This is a genomic window from Helicobacter sp. MIT 05-5293 (genome assembly GCF_000765665.2).
Taxonomy (GTDB): Bacteria; Campylobacterota; Campylobacteria; order Campylobacterales; family Helicobacteraceae; genus Helicobacter_C.
The window spans coordinates 166,447-189,773 of record NZ_JROZ02000003.1 but is presented as its reverse complement, the minus strand read 5'-3'; the positions used below and the strand labels follow the sequence as shown (position 1 = coordinate 189,773).

General features: G+C 37.6%; 24 protein-coding genes. 1 reads left to right on the top strand and 23 read right to left on the bottom strand.

Translation table 11 applies throughout. From position 1 onward, the window contains the following. Nucleotides 1–9: 9 nt before the first annotated feature. From LS68_RS07300 to LS68_RS07280, 5 genes are all read right to left on the bottom strand, one after another. Complete coding sequence (locus tag LS68_RS07300; RefSeq protein ID WP_241993704.1) at nucleotides 10–1,389, bottom strand: HAMP domain-containing sensor histidine kinase; 1,380 nt, start codon at nucleotides 1,387–1,389, stop codon at nucleotides 10–12. After that, nucleotides 1,310–1,981 carry a response regulator transcription factor gene (locus LS68_RS07295; RefSeq protein WP_034371755.1) on the bottom strand — a complete coding sequence of 224 codons (672 nt, stop codon included), beginning with the start codon at nucleotides 1,979–1,981 and terminating at the stop codon, nucleotides 1,310–1,312. The genes LS68_RS07300 and LS68_RS07295 overlap by 80 nt, the downstream gene beginning before the upstream one ends. A gap of 138 nt (nucleotides 1,982–2,119) precedes the next feature. Then, nucleotides 2,120–2,551, bottom strand: a complete 432-nt coding sequence (locus LS68_RS07290; protein ID WP_052100391.1) for a DUF1104 domain-containing protein — start codon at nucleotides 2,549–2,551, stop codon at nucleotides 2,120–2,122. An 82-nt stretch (nucleotides 2,552–2,633) separates the two neighbouring features. Beyond that, the gene (locus LS68_RS07285) at nucleotides 2,634–3,392 is read right to left on the bottom strand and encodes a TSUP family transporter (protein WP_138091306.1); all 759 of its coding nucleotides are present in this window, start codon (nucleotides 3,390–3,392) and stop codon (nucleotides 2,634–2,636) included. Nucleotides 3,393–3,546: 154 nt separating this feature from the next. Further along, the gene (locus LS68_RS07280; RefSeq protein WP_138091304.1) at nucleotides 3,547–5,067 is read right to left on the bottom strand and encodes a flagellin A; all 1,521 of its coding nucleotides are present in this window, start codon (nucleotides 5,065–5,067) and stop codon (nucleotides 3,547–3,549) included. A 274-nt stretch (nucleotides 5,068–5,341) separates the two neighbouring features. Between LS68_RS07280 and LS68_RS07275 the strand changes: the two genes are divergently transcribed. Continuing rightward, a complete protein-coding gene (locus LS68_RS07275) occupies nucleotides 5,342–5,812 on the top strand; it encodes an acyl-CoA thioesterase (protein WP_034372053.1) in 471 nt (156 codons plus the stop codon). Between the two features lie 20 nt (nucleotides 5,813–5,832). Here the strand turns inward: LS68_RS07275 and LS68_RS07270 are convergent, their stop codons facing one another. The 18 genes from LS68_RS07270 to yajC form a co-directional block, all read right to left on the bottom strand. After that, entirely contained in the window at nucleotides 5,833–8,025 is a 2,193-nt protein-coding gene (locus LS68_RS07270; RefSeq protein ID WP_138091302.1) for a hypothetical protein, read from the bottom strand. 112 nt (nucleotides 8,026–8,137) lie between these two features. Further along, a complete protein-coding gene (locus LS68_RS07265; protein ID WP_138091300.1) occupies nucleotides 8,138–8,992 on the bottom strand; it encodes a 3'(2'),5'-bisphosphate nucleotidase CysQ in 855 nt (284 codons plus the stop codon). Between the two features lie 87 nt (nucleotides 8,993–9,079). Then, on the bottom strand, nucleotides 9,080–9,421 hold the full coding sequence (locus tag LS68_RS07260; protein ID WP_138091298.1) for a hypothetical protein: 342 nt from the start codon (nucleotides 9,419–9,421) through the stop codon (nucleotides 9,080–9,082). After that, nucleotides 9,375–9,665 (bottom strand): glycosyltransferase family A protein, encoded by a 291-nt coding sequence (locus LS68_RS07255; protein ID WP_138091296.1) that lies wholly within the window; start codon nucleotides 9,663–9,665, stop codon nucleotides 9,375–9,377. Before LS68_RS07255 ends, LS68_RS07260 begins: the two co-directional genes overlap by 47 nt. A 3-nt stretch (nucleotides 9,666–9,668) precedes the next feature. After that, entirely contained in the window at nucleotides 9,669–10,421 is a 753-nt protein-coding gene (locus LS68_RS07250; protein ID WP_034371352.1) for a phosphocholine cytidylyltransferase family protein, read from the bottom strand. A gap of 38 nt (nucleotides 10,422–10,459) precedes the next feature. Then, nucleotides 10,460–10,996, bottom strand: coding sequence for an adenylyl-sulfate kinase (locus LS68_RS07245; protein WP_034371349.1), 537 nt, complete (start codon nucleotides 10,994–10,996; stop codon nucleotides 10,460–10,462). Nucleotides 10,997–10,998: 2 nt separating this feature from the next. After that, complete coding sequence (locus LS68_RS07240) at nucleotides 10,999–12,594, bottom strand: DUF2972 domain-containing protein (RefSeq protein ID WP_138091294.1); 1,596 nt, start codon at nucleotides 12,592–12,594, stop codon at nucleotides 10,999–11,001. Between the two features lie 47 nt (nucleotides 12,595–12,641). Then, nucleotides 12,642–13,415: a class I SAM-dependent methyltransferase gene (locus LS68_RS07235; protein ID WP_034371498.1), complete on the bottom strand. Its 774-nt coding sequence runs from the start codon at nucleotides 13,413–13,415 to the stop codon at nucleotides 12,642–12,644. A gap of 47 nt (nucleotides 13,416–13,462) precedes the next feature. Continuing rightward, entirely contained in the window at nucleotides 13,463–14,260 is a 798-nt protein-coding gene (locus LS68_RS07230; RefSeq protein ID WP_138091292.1) for a class I SAM-dependent methyltransferase, read from the bottom strand. Between the two features lie 67 nt (nucleotides 14,261–14,327). Further along, nucleotides 14,328–15,344 (bottom strand): DUF2972 domain-containing protein, encoded by a 1,017-nt coding sequence (locus LS68_RS07225; RefSeq protein ID WP_052100263.1) that lies wholly within the window; start codon nucleotides 15,342–15,344, stop codon nucleotides 14,328–14,330. 11 nt (nucleotides 15,345–15,355) lie between these two features. Next, a complete protein-coding gene (locus LS68_RS07220; RefSeq protein ID WP_138091288.1) occupies nucleotides 15,356–15,955 on the bottom strand; it encodes a hypothetical protein in 600 nt (199 codons plus the stop codon). 8 nt (nucleotides 15,956–15,963) lie between these two features. Then, entirely contained in the window at nucleotides 15,964–16,584 is a 621-nt protein-coding gene (locus LS68_RS07215) for a gamma-glutamyl-CDP-amidate hydrolase (protein WP_034370066.1), read from the bottom strand. Continuing rightward, entirely contained in the window at nucleotides 16,575–18,926 is a 2,352-nt protein-coding gene (locus LS68_RS07210) for a PEP-utilizing enzyme (RefSeq protein WP_034370068.1), read from the bottom strand. Before LS68_RS07210 ends, LS68_RS07215 begins: the two co-directional genes overlap by 10 nt. 275 nt (nucleotides 18,927–19,201) lie before the next feature. Next, nucleotides 19,202–19,897 (bottom strand): hypothetical protein, encoded by a 696-nt coding sequence (locus LS68_RS07205; protein WP_158621832.1) that lies wholly within the window; start codon nucleotides 19,895–19,897, stop codon nucleotides 19,202–19,204. After that, nucleotides 19,894–20,235 (bottom strand): DUF6394 family protein, encoded by a 342-nt coding sequence (locus LS68_RS07200; protein WP_034371469.1) that lies wholly within the window; start codon nucleotides 20,233–20,235, stop codon nucleotides 19,894–19,896. The genes LS68_RS07205 and LS68_RS07200 overlap by 4 nt, the downstream gene beginning before the upstream one ends. Nucleotides 20,236–20,244: 9 nt before the next feature. Continuing rightward, nucleotides 20,245–21,216: a protein translocase subunit SecF gene (secF, locus tag LS68_RS07195; RefSeq protein WP_034371466.1), complete on the bottom strand. Its 972-nt coding sequence runs from the start codon at nucleotides 21,214–21,216 to the stop codon at nucleotides 20,245–20,247. Then, a complete protein-coding gene (gene secD, locus LS68_RS07190) occupies nucleotides 21,203–22,984 on the bottom strand; it encodes a protein translocase subunit SecD (RefSeq protein ID WP_138091286.1) in 1,782 nt (593 codons plus the stop codon). Before secD ends, secF begins: the two co-directional genes overlap by 14 nt. Before the next feature lies 1 nt (nucleotide 22,985). Further along, nucleotides 22,986–23,282: a preprotein translocase subunit YajC gene (yajC, locus tag LS68_RS07185; RefSeq protein WP_034370724.1), complete on the bottom strand. Its 297-nt coding sequence runs from the start codon at nucleotides 23,280–23,282 to the stop codon at nucleotides 22,986–22,988. Between the last annotated feature and the right edge of the window lie 45 nt (nucleotides 23,283–23,327).

The following is a 23,327-nucleotide window of genomic DNA, read 5'->3' as shown; positions in this document are numbered from 1 at the left end:
GATAAAATGCTACGACCATTGCAAACAAAATCGACTTCCCACATCAATCGTGCTTTGCACATCAATCTCAATGTGATATTGCTCACAAATGCGCTTTACCAAAGTCAAACCGATACCAAAACCGCCTTGAAAATCATTGTAACGATGATAGCGATCAAAAATCTTATCCAAATGTTCTTGGGCTATGCCACAACCCGTATCGGCAATACTTAACTGCCCTTGCTCAAGATTCACAATCACTTCTCCACCTTTTTTATTATATTTGATTGCATTATTTAAAAGATTATCCACCACACAAGTGATTTTCTCGCGACTTGCTACAATCGTGCTTGATTCAATACTTGCGCGTAAATGGAGGGATTTTTGCTCAAAAAATGCAGCAAAATACTCCAAACGCTCTGAAAGCAGCACATCAAGTGCGATAAGCTGCGGATTATCATCAATGACATGGGGGAAGTTATACACAACAAGATCTTTGTAAAGATGGCTCAAACTCTTTGATGCGAGCTTGATGCGTCTGATTTTTTGTAATTGTGAAGCATTGAGATTCTGTGTGCCAAAAGTCTCGATACTCATTAAAATAATACTCAAAGGCGTATTGATTTCATGCGTAGAATCTTTAATAAAAGCATTCAGAGAATCGATTTTTTCTTGCAAGGGTTTGAGTGAAAAACGCACCAAAAAATACGCCACCACGCCTGCTAGGGTAATAGATAGAATCAAATAAACAAAGATTTTAAATTGTAAAAATAAAATTTGAGAATCCAAAGCATCAGTTTGGATAAAAACCTTATAACGCAGATTCTCACGCGTCTTGGAAAGCGGGTATTTGTTTTTTGTCTTAGTTTCTTTGACTTCTTTTGAATCTTTGGATTCTTTATTTTCTTTAGAATCTTTATCTTGCACATTTTTATCATTTGAAACTCTAGGCTCTGGGGAAACTCTAGGCAATCTCTCGTGCATCGAAGGTTCAATAATCACCTTATTATCTCTTTTGGCAAAACCCTGTGAAACTTCTTTTGGTGTGAGTTCAATACCGATATTATCAAAAATAATCTTGCCTTGCTTATCGTAGATTCTCAAAGGTTGGGTGATTTCATCACTAATGTGTCTCAAAGCTAGAGGAATATCATCTTTATAAGTATGCAAAATCTCATAAGCTTCGATGCTCACTTCGCGTGCATTGCTTACTTGCTGGACAAAAAGATGTTGCTTTTCTCTGACATAAAAAAATCCAAAAAAAACACACAAAAAAACGCTTGTCGTCCCCAAATAAAGACAAAGAATCTTGATAATCGCCTTTTTGGAATTATCCGACATAGCAATACCCTCTCCCGCGTTGATTGAGGATACAATCTTTACCCAATATTTTGCGTAGATTCTTGACATAAGCGCGCAAACTCATTTCGCTTGGCTCTTGTTCATATTCCCATAATGTTGCAAAAATCGTTTCTTGGGAGACATAAGTATTTTTGTTTTGTAGAAGCAATGCAAGCAAAAGCGTCTCTTTTTGAGTGAGTGTAACCACTTCTCCTTGAGCATCATAAAGCAACTGCCGAAGAATCCCAAAACGAAAACCATTAGGCAATGCGACAAAATCATCATCTTTGTGAGCAAAAGAGCGTTTTAATAATGTCTCAATGCGATATTGCAGCTCTAATAATTCAAAAGGTTTCTTGATATAATCATCACACCCCGCCTTGTAGCCATTCTGCAAATCCTCAATGCTATCAAGCGAAGTGATAAAAATTGCGGGTGTATTTTTTCCACATTCTCTTAACTCTTTAAGCAAAGAAAAGCCATTGCCTTGAGGCACTTTCACATCAAGAATCCACAAATCAAAACTATGTTCATAAGCAGTCTCTAACGCTGTATTTGCATCTTCACAAAGGGTTACTTGATAATCTCGCTCTTGCAAAAATTCCATTAAAATTTCAGAAAGCACAAAATCATCTTCTAATAATAAAATTTTTGTTGCCATTTTTCGCTTCCTTCAATCGGTCGTATGATGAAACTTTTCAGATTCTAAAAATCACAGAATCTGAAAAATCTCATTAATCCCACAAAGATTCTATCAGATATGTAAAACTTAAAAGGTGAGGAATCCCCCACCTTGAGATTATTTTGTCTTAGGATCTTTTTTAGAATCTTTCTTGGGATCTTTAGAAAATGGACATTTTTTATTTCTATTTTTAAATTTATCCAATCCCGATTCTTTGAGCTCCTTAACGGTCATTGTATCAATTTTCTTTTTCATTGCTTCACGCGCTGATTGCTCATAAGCTCGTAATTCTTTTACTTTCATATTTTCAGTGGCTTTTTCATATTGCGCCTTGAGCTTTTCTTTAAAACTTTGTGCATCTTTTTCTTTCATTTGTTTAGCGCGTTTGATGATTTCAATCTTATAATCCGGATAATCTGCTACTTTAACGCTACCTGAAAGCTTGATTAGTTCATCTTCTGTGTGCTTGCTAAAATCTGCTGCATTGAGCCAGCCACATAGACAAACTCCCATTACACTTGTCAATAATATTTTTCTTATATTCTTCATTTTATCTCCTTTGTAAGAATAATTTTTTGTCTCAATTGACAAGGGAAGTGTATAACGATAAAGTGAATTAAATATGAAACTTTTAAAAATATTGTTTATAAAGTAAATTTACACACGCTGCCAAAGATACACAAACCACCAAAGGCTTGATAATCTTTACACCATAACCTATAGCGATTCTTGAGCCAATATTTGCTCCGACAAACTGCCCTAGAGCCATTAATAAACCAACGCTATAAAGAATCTCTCCGCTTAAAGCAAATATCAAAGTAGAAGCGATATTTGTCGTGAAATTAAACATCTTTGCTTGAGCCAAAGATTGGGTAAGACCAAATCCACCTAAAACAATCATGGCTAACATTAAAAATGAACCTGTCCCCGGACCAAAAAATCCATCATAAAAGCCAATCCCTCCTAACACCAATGCTAAGGGAATAACTCCTATCAAGCGATGAGAAGAATCTTCTGTGATTTTAGGAGAAAATAAAAAATAAAAAGCGAAAATAATAAGCAAAAAAGGTATGCACTTACTCAAAAAGTCTGCCGAAAAGACTTGCACACTCAATGTCCCAATCATAGCAAATACAAATACGACAGCAATAAAGGGTAGATTCTCTTTGATCTTTAAATGTCCCTTTTGATAAAAATGAAAACTTGCCGAAAAGCTCCCAAAACAACTTTGCAATTTATTTGTGCCAAGTGCCTGCAAGGGTGGAATCCCCACAGCAAGTAAGGCAGGTATGGTAATCATACCTCCACCTCCTGCAATAGAATCAATAAAACCCGCCACGAAAGCTGCCGCAATTAAAAACATCACCACAGATATATCAAGCTCTATCATTTACACACCTAAATCTAATATGCGAGGATTAATAGAATAAAATTATAACGTATTGTTGTCAATTACAATAAAAATAAAGAAGATAAAAAGAATAAAGGAAGAAGAGAACCTCCTCCCCCAAAGAGAGGAGGAAAAGGAGTGTCTCAAGAGGCTTTTAGTTAAGCAATCTTAAAATATTTTGTTGGATTGCATTTGCTTGAGAAAGCGCATAGCTTCCAGATTGAGCAAGGATATTAAGCTTGCTGAATTCTGAACTTTCAGCTGCAAAATCCACTTCACGGATACCAGATTCAGCTGCTTTAACATTCACTTGAGTAATAGTGATGTTGTTGACTGTGCTCACCATTTGTCCTTGAACAGAACCGAGGTCAGCTCTAATCTTATCAAGCATTTTAATCGCAGATTCTGCAATATCCATTGTAACCATCGCACCTCTAAGGCTTGTAACACCAGCTCCTAAGTCTGCACCACCGCTAGCGATTACTGCATTGTAGTTTGCACCTGAAGCAGATTTTACATCAGCATTAAACACACCTGTTACATCTCTTAGGTTAGTTGTTGTTTGAGCGACTTTCAAATCATCGTCATAACCTGTCGCAGAGATATTAATCCCTGAAACCACAACATCTCTCGCATCAGTTCGAACAAGTGAAAGACGTCCATAGTTTGTAGAACCAGCTGTAATATCTTGCCCACCATTAAGTGTAGTAAGAGCAGCTTCATCGTTGCCCACAGCACCTTCTGCACTCAAATCAATACCGCGTCCGTCTGTGCTTCGTAGATTCAATCGACCAAGATTATCTGTATAAGCTTCTACACCTGTATGCATTGTCGCAGCGTTGAATGCTTGCACCAAACGACCATCGCTATCGTTTTTCTTAATCCCAATCACATCACCGATAGAAATACCATTAATCATCACACCTTTCAAACTACCAGAGACAATGAATGTGTCTGAAGTTGTAATGGTATTTGCTTGAGCACGGATACCTGTTTTGTCAGAGTTTTTGTTAATTACTTCAGCTAAAACACCGATACCTGTTCCTGCAGAAGATGAAATCTTCACAGATTCTAAAGTTACATCATTAACACCATCAACATTTTTAAATGTCATAGTAACTTCACCAGAGCTTGTAATAAGCGCACCTGTTTCAATTCGGATTTGTCCGATCTTATCAGATGTAGTTGAACCAATTGATGCTTTAATAGCTTGGTTAGAATACGCACCTACTTGGAACTCTTTATTTGTAAAAGCACCAGAAAGCAAAGCCATACCATTGTAAGTAGTAGTGTTACCAATGTTGTCCAAACCTTCAATCAAACGTTTAATGTCCATTTGAATCATTGAACGAGATTGTGTGCTTTGTCCATCTTGAGCAGCTTGCACAGCTTTTGTTTTGATAGTATCAAGAATCTTGATTTGTTCGTCCATCGCTTTATCCGCAATTTGGATAATCCCCATACCATCATTTGTGTTTCGGATCGCTTGTCCCAAAGCACTTGCTTGTGATCTCAAGCTGTCAGCAATGGTCATACCTGACGCATCGTCTGCTGCCTTGTTGATTCTAAGACCTGAACTCAATTTCTCCATTGAATTCTTAAGAGCATATTGAGTAAAAGTAGATTGAGCATGCGCATTAAGCGCGTTAATGTTTGTATTGACTTGGAAAGCCATGATTAACTCCTTTTAAAGTTTTCCTTACGCATCCTTGCGTTTGGTTAAGATACATATCGACTATGACAAAAAAATTTTAATCCATTTTTGAGTATTTTGTGCATATTTTCTTAATATTTTTTGATTTCGCTCGCAAAATAGGTTACTTTTAGAGACAAATAATCCCTAAATACGACATTTTTTATATTTATTTACTCTTGTGATAGCATAATTAACTCTACTAACTTCACTAAAAGTTAATTAAAATTTAACTTATACTCAAGGAGACTTTGTTATGGAAGATATATTCGATCCTAAATCTTTAACAATGAGTGTGCTTGCAGCACCTAGTATGGCAAATTTTAGCGGAGTGATGCATGGGGGAGAATTAATGAGACTCCTTGATCAAGTTGCATACGCGTGTGCTACTCGATATTGTGGCTGTGGGGTTGTTACTATTGGTGTTGATGATGTTGTTTTTAAACACCCTATTCCTATTGGCTCATTAGTCATTTTTCTCGCCAGAATAAATTATGTCGGTAGCACAAGTTGCGAAGTAGGCATCAAAGTAATCAGCGAAGATATTAAAAATCGTTTTGTTACACATTGCAATAGTTGTTATTTTACAATGGTTGCCATTGATCCCACAGGTAAAAAAGTCAAAATCCCACCTTTAGAGCCTACTACTGAAGATGAAATCCGTCGCTTTGAGGCAGCAAAGAAACGCAAAGAATTCAAAAAAGAACTAAAGAAGAAAAACTCGTAAGCTTAAATACTTAAACAACATTAATAACAATGAATATTCCCTTCTCGGGAAATCAACGCTTGGGCTTCTTGCACCGAAGAGCGTTGCTGTAAATATGCCGACATAGAAGGGAAAAAGTGAATCAAATAGCCTATAGTTTTACTTTTATCATGGGCTTGAATCAATGCCTTAAGACTTTTTTCATCATTTTGAAACAACAACCGATTGAAAAGAAACTCATTTCTGTTTAAACGAAAATACACCCTACCATCTGACATTATTTCAAGAGATTTTGTAGGGCTAAGATCACTTAACACCAAAGCATTTTGCTTATCAAAAATCACATTTGCTCCGCATATTTTTTGCTTCGATTGCAGTGTTTGAAACATTCTTTGCATCATTTCAAAATTTGTATAACAATCCCTATCTGCGATTCCTAGCACAATAAAACGATCAAAATCAACTAAATGCTGACCTAGCCACCTTTGGTCATGAATATCTATGCGCCTTTCTTGAAAATCCAAAGAACGAATATCAAACACCTCATCAAGACGAATATTAAACATTTCAGAAGGGACACCTGCATAACCCTGCGACTTGAAAGCTTGATAAGCCAAAGACAACATAAAATCAATATCTTCAGGGAGCAAACATTCTTGCTCTAGCGAAGCAGCATTATCACGATCTCTTTGTAAGCGACCATTAATATCTTGAATCTGTTGATATTCTTGTGGAGACAAAGCCAAAAGCACTTTGGTATAGCCTTCTTCCTCTATGGGTTCTTTTTCAACCAATTCAATAGTGTTAAACTTTCTACTATCTGGATTCTCAAGCACAGCAACCGCATCTTGATAAAGCTCAAATTCATTAGAATCAATCGCATCACGATATTGAGTAAGCTCTGATTTGACTAAACGCACAATATCATCGAATTGATCTTGATATTTTTGCACATTCAAAAGCGCGTAGGCAGATAAAAGCATTGAAGTAATATAGTTCTTAAAAGAAGGCGCATCAAAACGATGCTCGACAATCTGATAATATTTAAAATCTTTTTGCAAATAAGCCAACGCATCACGCACAGAATCAATCAGCTCATAATCCACAAATGCCAAACTCAAATAATCCAAACCATAACAATAATAACCCATTGATTGCGTTTCAAAGACATTTTTAAGCGGATTATGACTAATCTCAATGATTTGTCGCGCCTCATTTTGTGAAGTTACAAGTGCCTTGTCTTTGGAAAGATCATAAGCTTGTCTTAAACGCTCAAAACGCTCATACATATTGCTTTCGTTATCTGCAGACATTTCAGTAACACTAGGATACTCAAAAAGTTTGGATAATACCCTATCCATAGGTGCTTCATTAGATAAACTAGCTTCTAAAAGCAATGCTAATACTCTACTATAAACTTCATAATGTTTTTTAGGTAAAAAGTCTTTATAGGATTCTAAGTCTTTCTCAACAGCTGCACGAAAAACTTTTTTGACATCTTGTTGGGCTTGATTGGGTGGCTGATTGGCATTTTTTTCAAGCTGATTTAATCCAAACAACGCAATAAGGCGATGTTGAATCTGGGATTCTATAATAGCACTAAGCTCTCCTGTGCCTTTAGCAGCTTGATATTGTTGAGTGAGCAAAGCTTCAACATTTTGCGTATCACCCCCTTGATAACCCAAAAATAATGCGGCTAAGGCTAGTTCAATTTGTATGCGGAGATTTTCTAGCGCAACGATACCTTGATATTCTTTTGAAGAATTAGTCAAAATTTCCCATTCTTTTTTCAGTCGCAAGACAGATTCTAAAGTCGCAATCTGTATCGTGCGGGTTTTGTTTTCTCGATAGGCTGCCTCATAAATTTGAGCAATCTCATGTCGTTTTTCTTCCACGACAGGAAGAGAAGAGATTTGCGTATCCAAATAAGGAATACTTTGAGAATCTGCCTTACTATCATCTGCAGGCAACATCGTTTCGATAAATATTTCTTTAGAGGTAATCAATATTTCTTTAGGAGGGTCATACATATTATGAATAAATATCTTATCCATAAGAGTTTCTAAAGTATCATTCTCTTCTAATACCAAAGGGATTTTTGTAGGGATTTGAGAATCTAATGCTTGTGTGTCGTTTTCTTGATTCCGTCTATCACAGCCACTTATTACGCACACACTGATGATCCCGATGATACCTAATCGCACCTTTGCCCACAAATCAAACTTAATCCTCATAATATTCCACCCTGATAAACAAACTTACTCTATATTTTAAAGCTTTAATCATACCCCTAAATTCTTAATCATTGTAGCTTTGCAAAGGATTTTGCTGTGAGACTTTTAGTCTTTAAGATTTATAAACAGAATCTAGGACATCGCGATAAATGGCTTTCCCCACTTGACTTTTAGCAAAAGCGACAAAATGATGATTTCTTACACTTGGTTTATTGTATTCCAAAGGTTTTTTAGTGAGACAATCAAGAATCACTCCACCTGCCTCTTCTAGCACGATTTCACACGCAGCTATATCCCATTCACTCGTGCCATTAAAACGCGGATAAATATCAGCCCTACCCTCTGCAAGTGCGCACACTTTGAGTGAAGAGCCGTATTTTTGCACCTTAAGCTGATATTTTTGCATAAACTCTTGCGTCTCTTTTGTGCTATGAAACATCGAATCACAAGCAATGATTTCAGAATCCTCAATGATTCTCTCTCCTGTAAGTTTGCATTTATTTTCTTCTAGCCACATCAAAGTGAGATTGTCAGATTCCAACGCAACCTTAAGTGATTCTTGCTCATAAGTAAAACTCCCAAAGCCTTTTAGAGCGATAAAAAGCTGATGAAACACAGGCGCATAAACGACACCAAGAATCGGACGCTTTTTATGAATTAAAGCGATGTTGATTGTCCAACCGCCATTTTGCGCTAAAAAATCTTTCGTGCCATCAAGCGGGTCAATCAGCCAATAATATTCTAAATCTTTGCGTTTTTCATAATCCAAAACCGCCTCTTCAGAGCAGACTTGATAGGGCGAATGTGCTTGCAATTCTCGCATAAGCAGTGCGTTAGATTCTAAATCCGCTTGAGTGATAGGCGAAGAATCACTTTTAAGTTTAAAATCCTCCAAACCATAATATTGCAAGGCTACCTTCCCGGATTTAACCGCAATCATAGCGCATTGATAGAGTAAGTTTTTCATTGTTCCACCTTGTGTGTTTATCGCATATTTGTATCATATTTATACTTAAAACAACGCGACACCGCACAATCAATGTTCGCTTTAAGCTTACATAATTATTATTTGGATATGCTTTAGATTCTCTTCAAAGTTACGAAGATAAACCTCCTTTTTCCACGCCTTGTTACATAGTGAAAAAAGATCTTCATTGTGCCACTTCTCATAAAGCAAAAATCTCTCAAATTCATCAATACTACAAGTCTTGCTCTTATCAAAGAAGCTATCCCTTAAAGTTTCAATCCCTTCTGTTAGAAATTTAAATTTAAAAATACACAAGTCAATATCATCACTCGCAAATGCCTTTGCGACCTCTTCGCAAGCATTCACTTCTAGGGTATCATCACTATCTAAAAATAGAAGTATACCCCCCCCCCCCGCTTCTATTGGCATAAATGACGCCATTATTCCTAGAGGCAAAAGTCCCCATATTGCTTTCATTATATAAAGGGTGAATCCTATCATCAAGCTTTGCAAAAGATTCTATAACTTCTCTACTTTTATCAGTTGATTTATCATCTACGACAATAAACTCTATATTTTTATAACTTTGTGCTATACAGCTTTCCAAACATCTAGCAATATATTTTTCATTATTAAAATTTGGAATAATGATAGAAATTTTCAATGACTTCACTTCTCAAATCTCCAAATCACTTTTAAAGTCAATCTCACACCAACCTCCTTTAATCTCCACCGCTTTAGCATTATCAAACTTATCAATCAAGCCTTGCAAAAAGCTTGTCATATACATATTTGCAAAATCTTTGCTATCATACATTGCACCCCTATCCAAATCATCATAAAATGCCAAAACTTGTGGCAAAAACTCATATGAAAACTTAAAAAGCCCGATATACTGCCCCTCTATTTCCTCATAACTCATAGGTTTTTTGCCAAGCTCTTTGATTTTTCCAGATTCAAGCTTCAATGTCTCCGCATCATCAAGAGGATTTTCAAATCTCTTTTCCCACAATGTGCGCCAGTCCTTATCCACAACGATATTTAAATCTCCTTGTGATTGCGCTAATGCCCGCGCAATATCCGCGCTATACACAATATCCGCATACGAAATCACCAAATCCTGCTTTTCCCTCACGCAAGATTCTAAAAATTCTCGCGCGCAAAAAAGCGTTTGCACCATATTGGTTTTATCATATTGAAGATTTTGATAAATTTTTTTGATGCCAAATTGCGATTGCACATAGCCTTTCAAGACCTCAAACAAATACCCGCCAACTACTGCAATTTCATCAATCCCCGCTTCTCTTAGCGCACTAATCTCATAATCAATAATTTTCTTTCCGCGATATTCCACCATACATTTTGGATTCTCTTTAGTTAATGGCATCAGCCTTGAGCCAAATCCCGCAGCTAAAATCAATGCTTTCATTTATCCTCCTTTGTCAAATCTCCTTAGCTTTCAATGCTTTATGATGCTAAAAATTCCTCTATCGCCTCACAAAGTTTCTCTACTTTCGAATCTAACTTATCCGCGACATTATTTTCCAGCACATAATGCGCTTTAGGCGTATCATAAGACAAATCCACTCCTACGACATTCTCTATCTCCCCTTTCATCGCACGAGAATACAAAGATTTTTTATCTCGTCTTAGTAATTCCTCCATAGAACACTCCACGAATACCTCAAAATAACGCGCAATATGCGAACGATTAAAAGCATAAATCTCATCAAATAACGAAATAGTCGCACATACTACGATTAATCCATTCTTTGAAAGAAAAACACACAATCGTGCTATCAATCGTGCGACTTTCAAACGCTCCTCTTTGCTGAATCCTCCTTGCCCAAAGATTTCTCTTATCTCATCGCCATCAAGCAATATGACATTGGGGTGTTTTTGTCTTAATTGAGTGCATACTTCTTTGGCAATAGTCGTCTTTCCCGCTCCGGCTAAGGCACAAATCCAGACGACTGCTCCTTGTTGTGTTGTGTTATCTTGCATCATTACTCCTTTGTGTGGGTTTGTTCTTTTTTATTCTCATCACTCATTTCTTCGCATATCTTTAAAAACGCTTGATAATATTGCCACGATTCTATAATATCCGGACGCACGGAGCGCAAAAAGCTTAGGTGTTTATCAAAAACTGCTTTTGCCTTTAAGGCTATTTGTGTGTGCTGCGTAAAGTATGCTAAGATGTCAGATTCTTTGACTTGCTTAGAAACTTCTAATTTTCTTTGTTGCTCCAAGCGTGGGATAAACCTTAAAAAATACTCTCGTATTTCAGCGCAAAGTGTTGTGTGATTTTTAAGAATCTCAAAGTCTTCTTTTTCCACACAAAGAATAATGCGTCCTAAAAAACTTTCTTGCTGAAAAATAAATGATGTGATGTCCAAAAAATTTCCTAAAGCATTTTGATGCTGGTCAAGATAGACTTCATCGACAGGCACTCGCGCATAAATCCTCTTATCAATGCAATAGACATTATCCATCAAATGCAACTTAATCATTCCGCTTGGGGTTTGTATCTTAAAAACAAGCGGTAAAAAACCTTCATAATGGGATACACTCATTGCCAACTTCTCTTTATCTGAAGCACTGGGGGGGGGGAAGTCAAATGTATTAGCCAAAGCATTCATTGTCTCAAAGGCTTTTTCACCGACAATTTCAGACATATCAATGCAAGTGATAGAATCATCTTTGAGATTTATGAGACTTTTTCTTAATGCTGTATCGTGAAAATCTGTAAAAATATATTGAAGCATACCTTGCACGACATCGAGACAAGGTGCATCTTCATTGCCAAAAGTCGATTGCTGCACAGACACATCAAACCCATTATAGCCGACTAGATTCTCACAAATAAAATCAGGTTCAAGCATAAGATTGAGATTCTCTTCTTGCGCCTCTTTGAGCCGCTTTCTTCGATAATTTATCCCGCTTTTGATGACACTGATAGGATCGCGGACAAGATTTAGAGCTTTCGTGCTGGGGATAAGCGCATAAAGCTTTTTGCCCTCTTCGTTATCAAGGTATTCTCTCACACTCACATATCCAAAATAGCAAGGAGCAAAAGTGCAATGAGTAAGAATCTGATTCCAATATTCTTGATAAATGGTTTTCACATTTGTCGGAGCTCGCACATAGTCCATTCCTCCGCAAGTTAAGACACAATGATTAAGTCCTCGATTGCCGCTTGCATGGCTACCAAAATACATAAATTTATAATAGGGTGGCAATGGGATATTAAGCTCCCATGCTACTTGTGGGCTAATGCGTGTATAATCTAATGTCTTAGGGTCAAGCAATGGAGGATAAGGGTGATTAGCGTATGTTTCGTGAAAACTTGATGAGCCAACCCATTCTTTTATCTTGTCGTATTCATTGATAAAATATGTGAGAAAATCAGAATCTGTAGTAGCAATATGATATTTTTTCAAAAAATCATACATTTCTCCTCGGCGAGGAGAAGCAAGGGAAACAAACATCATATAGTTTTGCACTCTGCGATAAATTCCACCTTTATGCGCCTTTTTATCCACAACATATCCTAAGGCACTTTTAATACCTTGCTGTTTAAGAATCTGAAATGTTTTGCTCAACGCTTACTCCTTAGTGTTAATTTGCCACGCAAACTATTTATTACCCATTAGCCAACTTTCCTTGCGCTCCAGCACCTTGTCGTGTATTTGATGTCAAATTCTTTGGGCAAAGCTTCTTGCATTTTGGCTGTGATGTTGGCAAAAATCTCTTGCCCCTCTTTGGTTTCCAAATCCCAATAAGGATTCTTGACGCTTTTCCACGCATTGAGATAATTCTCTAAACTTTGGTGAAAATAAAAATCCTCTTCAAGATAAAGGATATTATCAAACAGCTCTTTATGCTCTTCGATAATCGGTCTTTGGTCTTCTCTTCTTACACCTCGTGTGTAGTTTGGCACGATTTCCATAATCACATTTTCCGCCGCTTCTTGAATCTTATCTTTCAAATCCCGATGATTCCACATACAAGAAAAATAACAATTCTGCTTAAGCAGTCGGTGCGCTTCTTTGAGGGCTTCTACCCTATCCATGACATTAAAGCTACTCCCAAAAGTTACCCAATCAAAACTCCCACTCTTCAAAGTAGAATCCACACCTGTAGCCCTCACCCACTCTATCTTTTGCCCTTTAGTGCGCTCTAATCCAATCTCACGCATTGCGTCATTTGGCTCGACACTCACGACTTCACACCCACGCTCCAAAAGCATAATGCTTAGATTCCCTGTGCCTGCGCCAATATCGGCTACTTTTATGGACTTCGCACCCTTGTCAGAGGCTAAAGCTATGAGCATATCAATACTTTTTGGTGCGTAATTAGGGCGATAGCTGTAATACTTTGCATGTTTTGTATAATCCCAAACTTGTTCTACGATTTTTTCCATTGTTGTGTTCCTTATCACTCTTAAGGCTAGAGCGATAAGGAATCACATCATGCTTTCCTCACACTCCAAGCCCGAATCTTATAGGGGATTTCTATGATGTCTAATCCTTTGATTTTAGATTCAATCATTACTAGAATCTCCTTCCACCTCTGCTCTCCCGCTTGAGCTTGAATATCATTGACAGAATGCCACGCTCCAAGATAACGCGCTTTGTCCATTACCTCAACATAATCACATTCCATAAAAAAATAATCCTTAAAATCACCCGTGGAGAGCAGAATCTCTTCCCATTTTTTTACATTTTGTGTCCCGCTGCTCACTCGAGCAAGCTCTGGAACAATATGTTTAATCTCTTCTTCAATTTCATAAAAGATTGAGCCTTCTACAATATGGCGTGGATTCCACAAACAAGTGAAATATGCCCCCCCCCCCCCGCGGGATTCTGAAGCCTTAGAATCTTTTAAGATTCTCGCAAATTCTGGCAAAGATTTTGCAGGGTCAGTCCAATGGAATGAGCTTGCCATAATCACCCAATCCGCGATTCCACTTTGCACACCTGTTTCCTCTCCGCTGCCTTTTTGCCATTTGATATTTGTGCCTTTGGTGTAGGCAATGCCCTCCTCGCGCATATTGTCATTTGGCTCTACGGCAATCACTTGCATTCCAAACTCGCTTAACATTTTGGTGAGCTTCCCTGTGCCTGCGCCGACTTCTACGATTTGTAGATTTTCCAATGGCTTTTGCGTATCATTGATACAAGCAATCAATTTTGACAACAGCATCGGACTATAAGCGGGGCGATTATGATAATGTTTCGCCACTTGCGTAAAATCACCTTGTTTCATTTCAAACCTCCTAAAGATAAAATTGCAGATTCTCTAAAATCTCTCTGCGAGATGATATGTCGCTTCATTATGTGCATTCTTGCTCCTTACAAATTGATAAAAACTCTTGATAATAGCTCCAAGATTCTATAATATCCGGACGCACGAAACGCAAAAATTTCAAATGCTCATCAAAAACATCTTTTGCTTTTACGCATAAGTCCTTGTGCGCTTTGAGATATGACAAAATATCCCTTTCAGTGATTGTTTTTCTTTTTTGTGCTTCGATTTCTTTTTGCTGCTCTAAACGCGGGATAAAACGCGAAAAATATGCCCTCGCCTCATCACACGCTTGTTGGTGATTCTTAAAAATCTCAAAATCTTTCTTGTCCATACAAAGAATAATGCGCTCATAAAAGCTCTCTTGCCCATAAAGAAATTGTGTGATGTCTTGATATTTTTCAAAAGCCTCTGTGTGAAAATTTTCACGAGAACATGTCATACCTTGATCAATATAGATTCTTGTATCAGTGCTCCACACCTTATCTGTGCAATAAATTTTCATATCTAGCCCACAAGTGCAGAGCGAAAATGTGAGCGGTAAAAGCCCTTCATAGGCAGAAATATAAGCTTCAAATCGCTCTTTGTCTTGTGGATTAGGCGGAGGGAAGTCAAACTCTTTGGCAAGCGTATTCATCGTTTCAAAGGCTTTTTCACCGACAATTTCAGACATATCAATGCAAGTGATAGAATTATCTTTGAGATTCACCAAACATTCTCTTAACTCCGTGTCATGATATGTGCATGCTTTCTCCCACTCATTAAACAAACGAGGTCTTATCGCGTTAAGTTGCGGATAAGAGGGAAAATCTTCATATTTTTTTGATAAACCTGTTTGTTCATCGCATGCTACATATCCGATAAGATTCTCACAAATCTCATCAGGATTACACGAAAAATCCAACACTTGAGTTTTGTCTGCATCTCTTCTGCAAGGATAATTGACAAGATTCTTAAGTGAGCCGATAGGATCTCGCACGATATTCAAGGCTTTAGTTTGTGGAATCAAAGCAAAAAGTTTTTCAAGATTTTTATCGCTATACATATATTCTCTCGCTAATAAATACCCAAAGTATTGCGGGGGGGGGGAGCAGAAATATAAGCATAGTTTCTCATAATCTCCAAGAAATAGCAAAGATAAGCTTGTTTTGCCCAAGAATCCCATTGATTAGAATATTTGATGAGTGTATAATCCAACCCTTTGCAATACCATAAAAAGGTTTGGAATCCCCTATTTCCTGTCGCATGACTGCCAAAAAGAAGAAATTTATAATAAGGAGGTAATGGCAGATTCAAATCCCATGCTACTTGTGGGCTAATGCGTGTATAATCCAATGTCTTAGGGTCAAGCAATGGAGGATAAGGGTGATTAGCGTATGCTTCGTGAAAACTTTGAGATTTGAGCCACGCTTTAATAATATCATAGTTTTGTGTGATAAATTCTACACTTGCCTTACTCTCTAATAAAATATGATATTTTTTAAGCATAAAATAAAAAGTCGGGTTATAACCGGCTTTGATAAGAGAAACAAACATCATTAAAGATTGATAATTATGATTGCGTCTTATCTTGGGCTTGATTTTTTTGATTTGATGAGCAAGAGCATATTTGACACCTGCTCTTTTATAAATCCTTGTAGTTTTGGATTGTTTCATAAAATTCCTTACTTTGAATAACTTTGTAATAATCTTATCCAACAGGTGATTGCCTCATCACTTGTCATCTTTGGAGTGCGTTCAATATGCCACATCACGCCAAAAATAGGGCTTGTGCGATGACGAAATGACTCTATACTGCAATCTCCCGCCTTGCTTAAAGATTCTAATGCTTCCCCTAATCGCGTGATTCCGTAGCGGTGGAAGGAATTAACTCGCAAAGATTGTCCTTTTGAATCCACGACATTATGTGGCTCAATGTGTCCGTCCAAAGGCTCTAACTTTGAATCAAAATAATGCGCAATCATCTGCGCCCCGCGACAGATTCCAAGCAGAGGCAAACTATATCGCAAACAATGCGTAATAATCTTACTTTCATATTCATCACGCATTAAAGACAGGGCATTAGGATTAAGTGCGTTTAAGTCATTCCCACCGCTTAAAATTACGCCACTTAAATGCGGTGCGTATCTCTCAAATGCAATTTCATAGCTTAATGGTAATGGCAAAAATGCCCCTAGAGATTCTCTGAATAATTCCCCCCATTCCACACTTAAAGCTTCGCGTATTTCATAATAACTCGTATTTTCAAGCAGTCTTTGTGTGATGCCAATCCATTTTAGAGACATACGATTTGCTCACTTTGACATTCAATCAGAATCTTATGCGCTTTTGAATATTTTTCAAAAGCTCTCTCCCCCACACCAATCACTGCAGGCAATCCAAGCTCACTTGCGCGAATTGCCATATGAGAATTTGCACCGCCATAGCAGGTAATCAATCCTGCGATTTTTTGCGCAAATAAATAATCATAGCCCGGATCTGCGGCATAAATCAGCACGATTTTCCCCTCTACTTCTTGCTCATTTTCTAATGCAATATCAGCCATAACGCTTTTTTGCGTGATAAAATTTGGGGAAATATGAAATTCAAAGAAACTAAACACTTCATCAGGATTACGCAATAAAGGAGGGAGCTTCAAAGCTAAAGTGAGATTATGCTCCTCTTTGTGCAAGGCAATCTCACCCAAAAGCCTATCTTTAGGGCTTTTGGAATATAAAGAAGAATAAAGTGTAAGGATATTTTTAATATCCAAATGCGCCATATCTTCTTTATCAATGCCATAATGCACACCCAATTCACCAATCAATGAAATCACATAAGAGAGTAGTTTTGTAAAAGCAAATTTAGCAGATTCTCGTCCCTCAATAGCAGCTTTTAAGAATGCAAAGAATCCTTTTGCATCAATCTTTAAGCCATTTTCACTTAAAAGCTCATTGAGCTCTTGCATTCTTGCATCATCTAAAGAAAATTCACTCTCTATGACAGAATCTGGCGCAAAATGCAAATGACCAAAATAAGATTCAAAGGCTTCATCATAACGAGGCGAGAGGATATTATAAGTCCCTGCACGCAAATGCCCAAACTCTCTCAAAAACTCCTCTTTGTTCTCCTCATTCAATCTTTTTGTAAAAGAGCTTAATTCCTTGCTCACGGTTTTGAGAGAATGTAAAAAAGAATGCTTTTCTTTCTCACTCAAAAAACCAATTTCAACAAGTGAATTAAGCATCTGCATTGCGACAAATCCCGCCCTAGCGATACCCGCAAAAGGCAGTGTGCCATATCTTTTACAATTCTCAATCAACCAATAAATCTTATCAATCAAAGAAAGATGAGAATCTTTAAGCCTTTCATAGACGCTTTTTAGATTCTCAATCTTTGCTAAATCCTTGACATACAAACCCGAAGAGGGATTGATAATGGTATTAGTAAGATTCAGCAAGGCAAATTCGATTCGTTTAGTCTCATTTTCACTAAAGCCCTCATTAAGAAGTTTTTTAAGCTTTTTAGCAATATTGAAGTCATAGCAAGAAAACACAATGCCAAATTCAATCTTGTCGTGCAATTCTGGACGATTAAGTAAAGAATCAAGATAATAATTCATCAACTTTCTTGCGATTTTTTCATCTAAATCTTTAGGAATAAATGAATTAAAAGAAAGCCGCACATCAATGTAGGGCATACCCAAAAAAGAGTGCATAAGCGGGTGAGAGCGTAAATTGCGATAGCCATAATTATCTCTTTGATACGCCCAAATATTATCCGTGATAATCTCTTTATATAAGCTAAGAGCTAGTCTTTTAGGGCGAAGCCCGATGATTTCGGCAGGATTCCAATCAGGCATCACACCAAAAATCGCCCTATCTCCTAACACATCAGGACTAGCATAACAAAAAGTAGAAAGCCTCTTATGCAAACGCACTAAGGCTTTTTTATCAATTGTATGAAAAAAATTACTTTTATTACACATCACCAAAGGACGCACTTGCAGACAAAACAACATCTCTTGATTAGCATAAGTGCCAAAGGCAAACTCCACATCAAGATGATAGCAAGAAAAAAGCGATTCTAGCTCTTTCATCATCACGATAATAGCCTTAAATCGCTCATCTTTAGGCAAATCAGCCTCACGAAAATGAGTGAAAGTAAAATTTTGCTTATTACTCCCGTCTGTTACTAAATGGCTTTGCCCACTCACATCATATTGCACACAAAAATAAGGTGCGAAATTATCCTTATCCACGCTAAATGCCACGCCACACAAGCTAATATTCTCAAGCATAGGTTGGATTAGAATCTCATCATCACTGCAAGGCATAGAATGCCCAACGGCTTGTAACGCCTCTAAAATCGCCTCATCAGATTCTAACGATACATTTGCAATGCTTAAAAATGCGCCGGCATTTGAGTGAAGCTTGCTGTCTTCATTACACGAGGAGCTACGAACGATAAGTTTCTCACACGCATTTTCTTGACTAAAAAAGCTCTTGATTTTCTTTAAAACTCCTACTTCATTGGCTTTCAACTCATCAAGGGAAGTGCGCATTAAAGGCAAGATTTTTGCACTTTTCAATACATCTTGTAATGCGATAAGGTTACGCGCTTTGGTTTGGAATGCAATAGGCGACATCACTCATTCTTCTTTAAAGTAAAATAAAAGAGAGATTTTAAACACATTTCTCTTATCGCAAAACAGCGACTAAAAGACAATAGCACGAGCAAATCTCAACTTGATGAGCCATTCTACAAAAAAAAAAAACGATTCAAGGGGCGCAGATTCTGATATTTCAATGGATAAAAAGCATCAATTAATAGGAATATTTAGAATCTATTACAATGAGCAATATTAAAAGCACACTAATGATTTGAGGCAATCACTTGCTTAAGAAGAATAAAAATCTAGGGTTACTTACTAAGAATCTTTATTATAAAATGATGAATGTCCTGTCCTACACGCACATTAATCTCTAAATCTCCGGGTTTGATCAGAGAAGGCTTGATGAGCAAGAATCCTCCACGTGGGGATTGGGAAGATTGGAGTGTATTTTTTTGCAAATAGCTTGAGACAATAATAGCCTTTTTCATACGATCATCTTCTAGCTGAATCTGTTGTTGCAGACTTCCACGCGCTGAAATAGCCCAATAATCACCAAAAAATGCTCCCGCCCCATAGCCACGATACACAAAAGGGACAAAAACATTTTCAGCGACAATAGGTCTCGGGGGGACATAAAGATGATAAGATTCAACAATGAAGCCATAATCCAAATAGCTCTCTTTCACCTCATTGCTACTTAAAATATGTAAAGGCTTGCCCTCTTGCGAAGCTTCCACGCAGGTTTGATCAAAATGCACGGGTTGTGCGGAAAGATTCTGTGCGGAGACAAAAAATGCAAAGGGTATGCTATTTGCCCCGCCAAGCTTTTCTTGAGCAATTTCTAAGCGCACCTTTGAATGAGGCTTTGCCGAATCTATAATTTGCACACCTTCTTGATAAGAGCTTACAGATGGGACTTGAACCCGATAAGTCGTGCAGCCACATAGCAACACGCAGACAATAAAAATTCCGCATTTTAGCATTGTATTATCTATACCTATCAATATCCACTTTCTTTGCTTTTTGCTCCTTCAATGCACATCAAGATGACAGAAAATAGATTTGCCACCACTGCACCAATAACAAGCGCGGTAGCAATTTCAATATCTCCAAAAACTTGCAAAAACACAAAAGCAGGTATCAAGTGAAAATCCGCCACAAGAGAGCTTGCAAACATTTCTGCAGAAAGTGTATTTTTCACGCCTACACGAATAGTCGTTGCGATAAAATTAATTGCTGTGGCAATAAATAAAATCACAATATTGCTTTCATACAAGAATCCTAGTGTGAAAGTCAAACTCATAATACTAAAAAAGACGAAAAATACTTTACCCCAATCCATTTTTACTCCTTATAAACGTCCTTGCTCATACATCGCACGCAAACGCTTTTTCTCTTCTTTCTTTTTGAGCTTCTCAACTTCTTTTTGATAATATTTCTTTATGTCAAAGCCAAACATCAAAGCCAAACGAGGCGCGACAAACATTGAGCTACAAGTTGCTACAATCACCCCTACAAGCATTGGCAAAGAAAAGCCGACAATAATCTCTCCGCCAAAAAGATACAAAGTCAGCACAACAAAAAACACCGTCAATGAAGTGAGTATCGTCCTTGAAAGTGTGCAAGAAACAGCCTCATTGATTACATACTTCATATCATCTTGCCGTTTGCGCATCATCTGCTCGCGGATTCTATCAAAGATAATAATCGTATCATTGATAGAATATCCTATGATTGTAAGCAATGCAGCCAATACATCGAGATTAAAATCAATCCCCGCTAGAATCACAGCACCCGATGTGATAATCACATCATGCACCAATGCTAAAACGCCCGCTAAAGAGAATCTCCACTCATAACGAAAAGAAACATAAAGCATCATTGCAATAAGGGCAAAAGTAAGCGCAATGATACCATTTTGTTTGAGTTCATCACCGACTTTTGGACCAACGGTATCCATTCGCCTAAGCTCAAATTGTCCGCTGGGAGAAAGTAAATCCATAATATACTGCGATAAATCCTCATTCACAGCGGTTTGGATATAGGGGATTCTGATTAACACTTCTTCTTTTGCACCAAATTCACTAACTTGAGAGTTTTTCAAACGCTCATCTTGAGCAAGCAATGTCCGAATCTGTGCTAATGGAGCTTCTTTTTCATATTGAAGCTGCACGATTGTGCCGCCTGCAAAATCAATCCCGAGATTAAATCCCTTCACGCCCAAAAGTGCAAAAGATGCAATAATAAGCAACAGAGAAAGGATTAAACCATATTGGCTGTATTTCACAAAATCATAAATTTTGACTTTTTTAAAGATTTCCATTGGATACCCCTTGAACCTGCTTATCAAGCTTAACACCAAACCACAAAGACACATTCCCACTTTTATTGATGCGATTAAGCAATGCTTGATAAATGCCATGTGTGCCGACAATAGCTGTCAGAATCGAAGCGGTGATACCAATACCCATTGTGATTGCAAAACCTTTAATCGCACCACTCCCAAAAGCATAAAGAAGAATCGCTGCAAGCAATGTCGTAAGATTCGAATCAAATATTGCTCTTGAGGCATTAGCATAGCCCATTTCTATTGATTTAGAAATAGAGAATCCTCCGCGCAATGCCTCTCTGATTCTCTCATTGATAATAATATTTGCATCAACTGCCATACCCACCGTGAGGACGATGCCCGCCATACCCGGCAAAGTGAGTGATGCTCCCAAAAATGCCATTACTGCAACAATCAACAAAATATTTACAAAAAGCGCGACAACAGCAATCACACCCGCAAAAGCATAATAAACAATCATAAAAATAACAACCAACGCAAAACCGCTTATCAGAGCCAACAAAGAAGCTTTGATGCTATCCTCGCCTAAACTTGGACCAACGCTGCGTTTTTCAAGCACTTCCATTGGTGCAGGTAATGCCCCACTCTTTAAAGCAATGGCTAAATCACTTGCTTCAGCCACACTGAATCCTCCACTGATTTGTCCGCTTCCTCCACCAATCCTTTCTCTAATTACAGGTGCAGAAAATACTTTACCATCGAGCACAATTGCCATTCTTTTACCCACATTTGCGCCCGAAAAATCTCCAAAAATCTTCGCCCCTTTTGAATCAAGACTAAAGCTTACAATAGGTTGATTATTTTGATCAAAGGCTGCCCGTGCATCAACCAGCATCGAACCATCTAAAATGGGGATTGCTTTAAGCAAAATGGTTTGGTTGGGCTTAGTTTTTTCTTGCTCTATTTGGGATTTAATCTCTTCAATCTCTGCTTCTACCTCTACTTGCTTCTGGGCAGAATCAGAATCTTGAGATTTCATAAGCTGCTCAAGTTGCCTTTGGTGAGAAATAAGCAAAGATTCAAGATTAGCAAGATTTGAAGCATTTACGAAAGGTAAAATCACATCGCCGTATTTTTGCGCCTCAATATCACTCATAATGCTCACACGAGCATTACGCTCTTCATCGACTGCCATCATTTGCAGATGAGCGGGTTTTGCGATTAAATCCCTTGCTCTTTGCTCCTCTTCAAGCGTCTTGATACCCGGAAGTTGCACAAGAATATTATCTTTGCCTTGTTGTGTAACGCTTGGCTCAAGCAGCCCAAATTGATCCAAACGATTGCGTATTGTTCCGATGGCTTGTTCAATCGCACTCCGCTCAATCATCTCAATATATGTCTGTGTGAAACTAATCGTATAGAATCCTTCTCTTTCTTCAATATATAAGCCTTCAATTTTATCGAGAATCTTTTGCATCTTTGGTTTTTCTTCAGTATCCAAGAGTTCAAAACTGATACGATCATCAAAAGCTTTGAGATTATCAATCAGAATCTTATCGCTCTTTGTGTCAAAAACGATTTGAGAAGCTAATGATGAAAATTTCGCCTTTACTGCCTCTTCGGTTTTCACACCCAAAAGAAGATTTAGCCCTCCCTGTAAATCTAACCCTAGAGAAATCTTATAACCCTTAGTGTCAAAAAAAGAGGGAAAGGAAAAAATAATCCCAAAAAGCGCGGCACAAATTAACGAAAAAAGTTTGTAATTAAAGCCTGAAGAAGGCTGTGTGGATTGTTTTACCATTTTATGAAGCAGGTGTCAAGTCAGCATTAACTTTGTAGGCAATAAATTCTTTTGATAATTTTACCACCGTATCATCATTTAAACGCACGCTAAAAAAGTTTTCTTCAGGCTTTACAATCTCGCAAATCAATCCGCCCGTTGTGATGATTTTATCGCCTTTTTGCAAAGCATTAATCATTTCTTGATGCTTTTTGCGTTTCACATTCGCTGGACGAATGAGCAATAAATAAAAAATAGCGATAAAAAATACGATAGGGAGCAACGACATAAGTGTTTCTTGCATTCCTGTTCCTTGCATGTTAGTCCTTTGTGTTAAAATTGAATTGAGATTCTAACTTAGAAT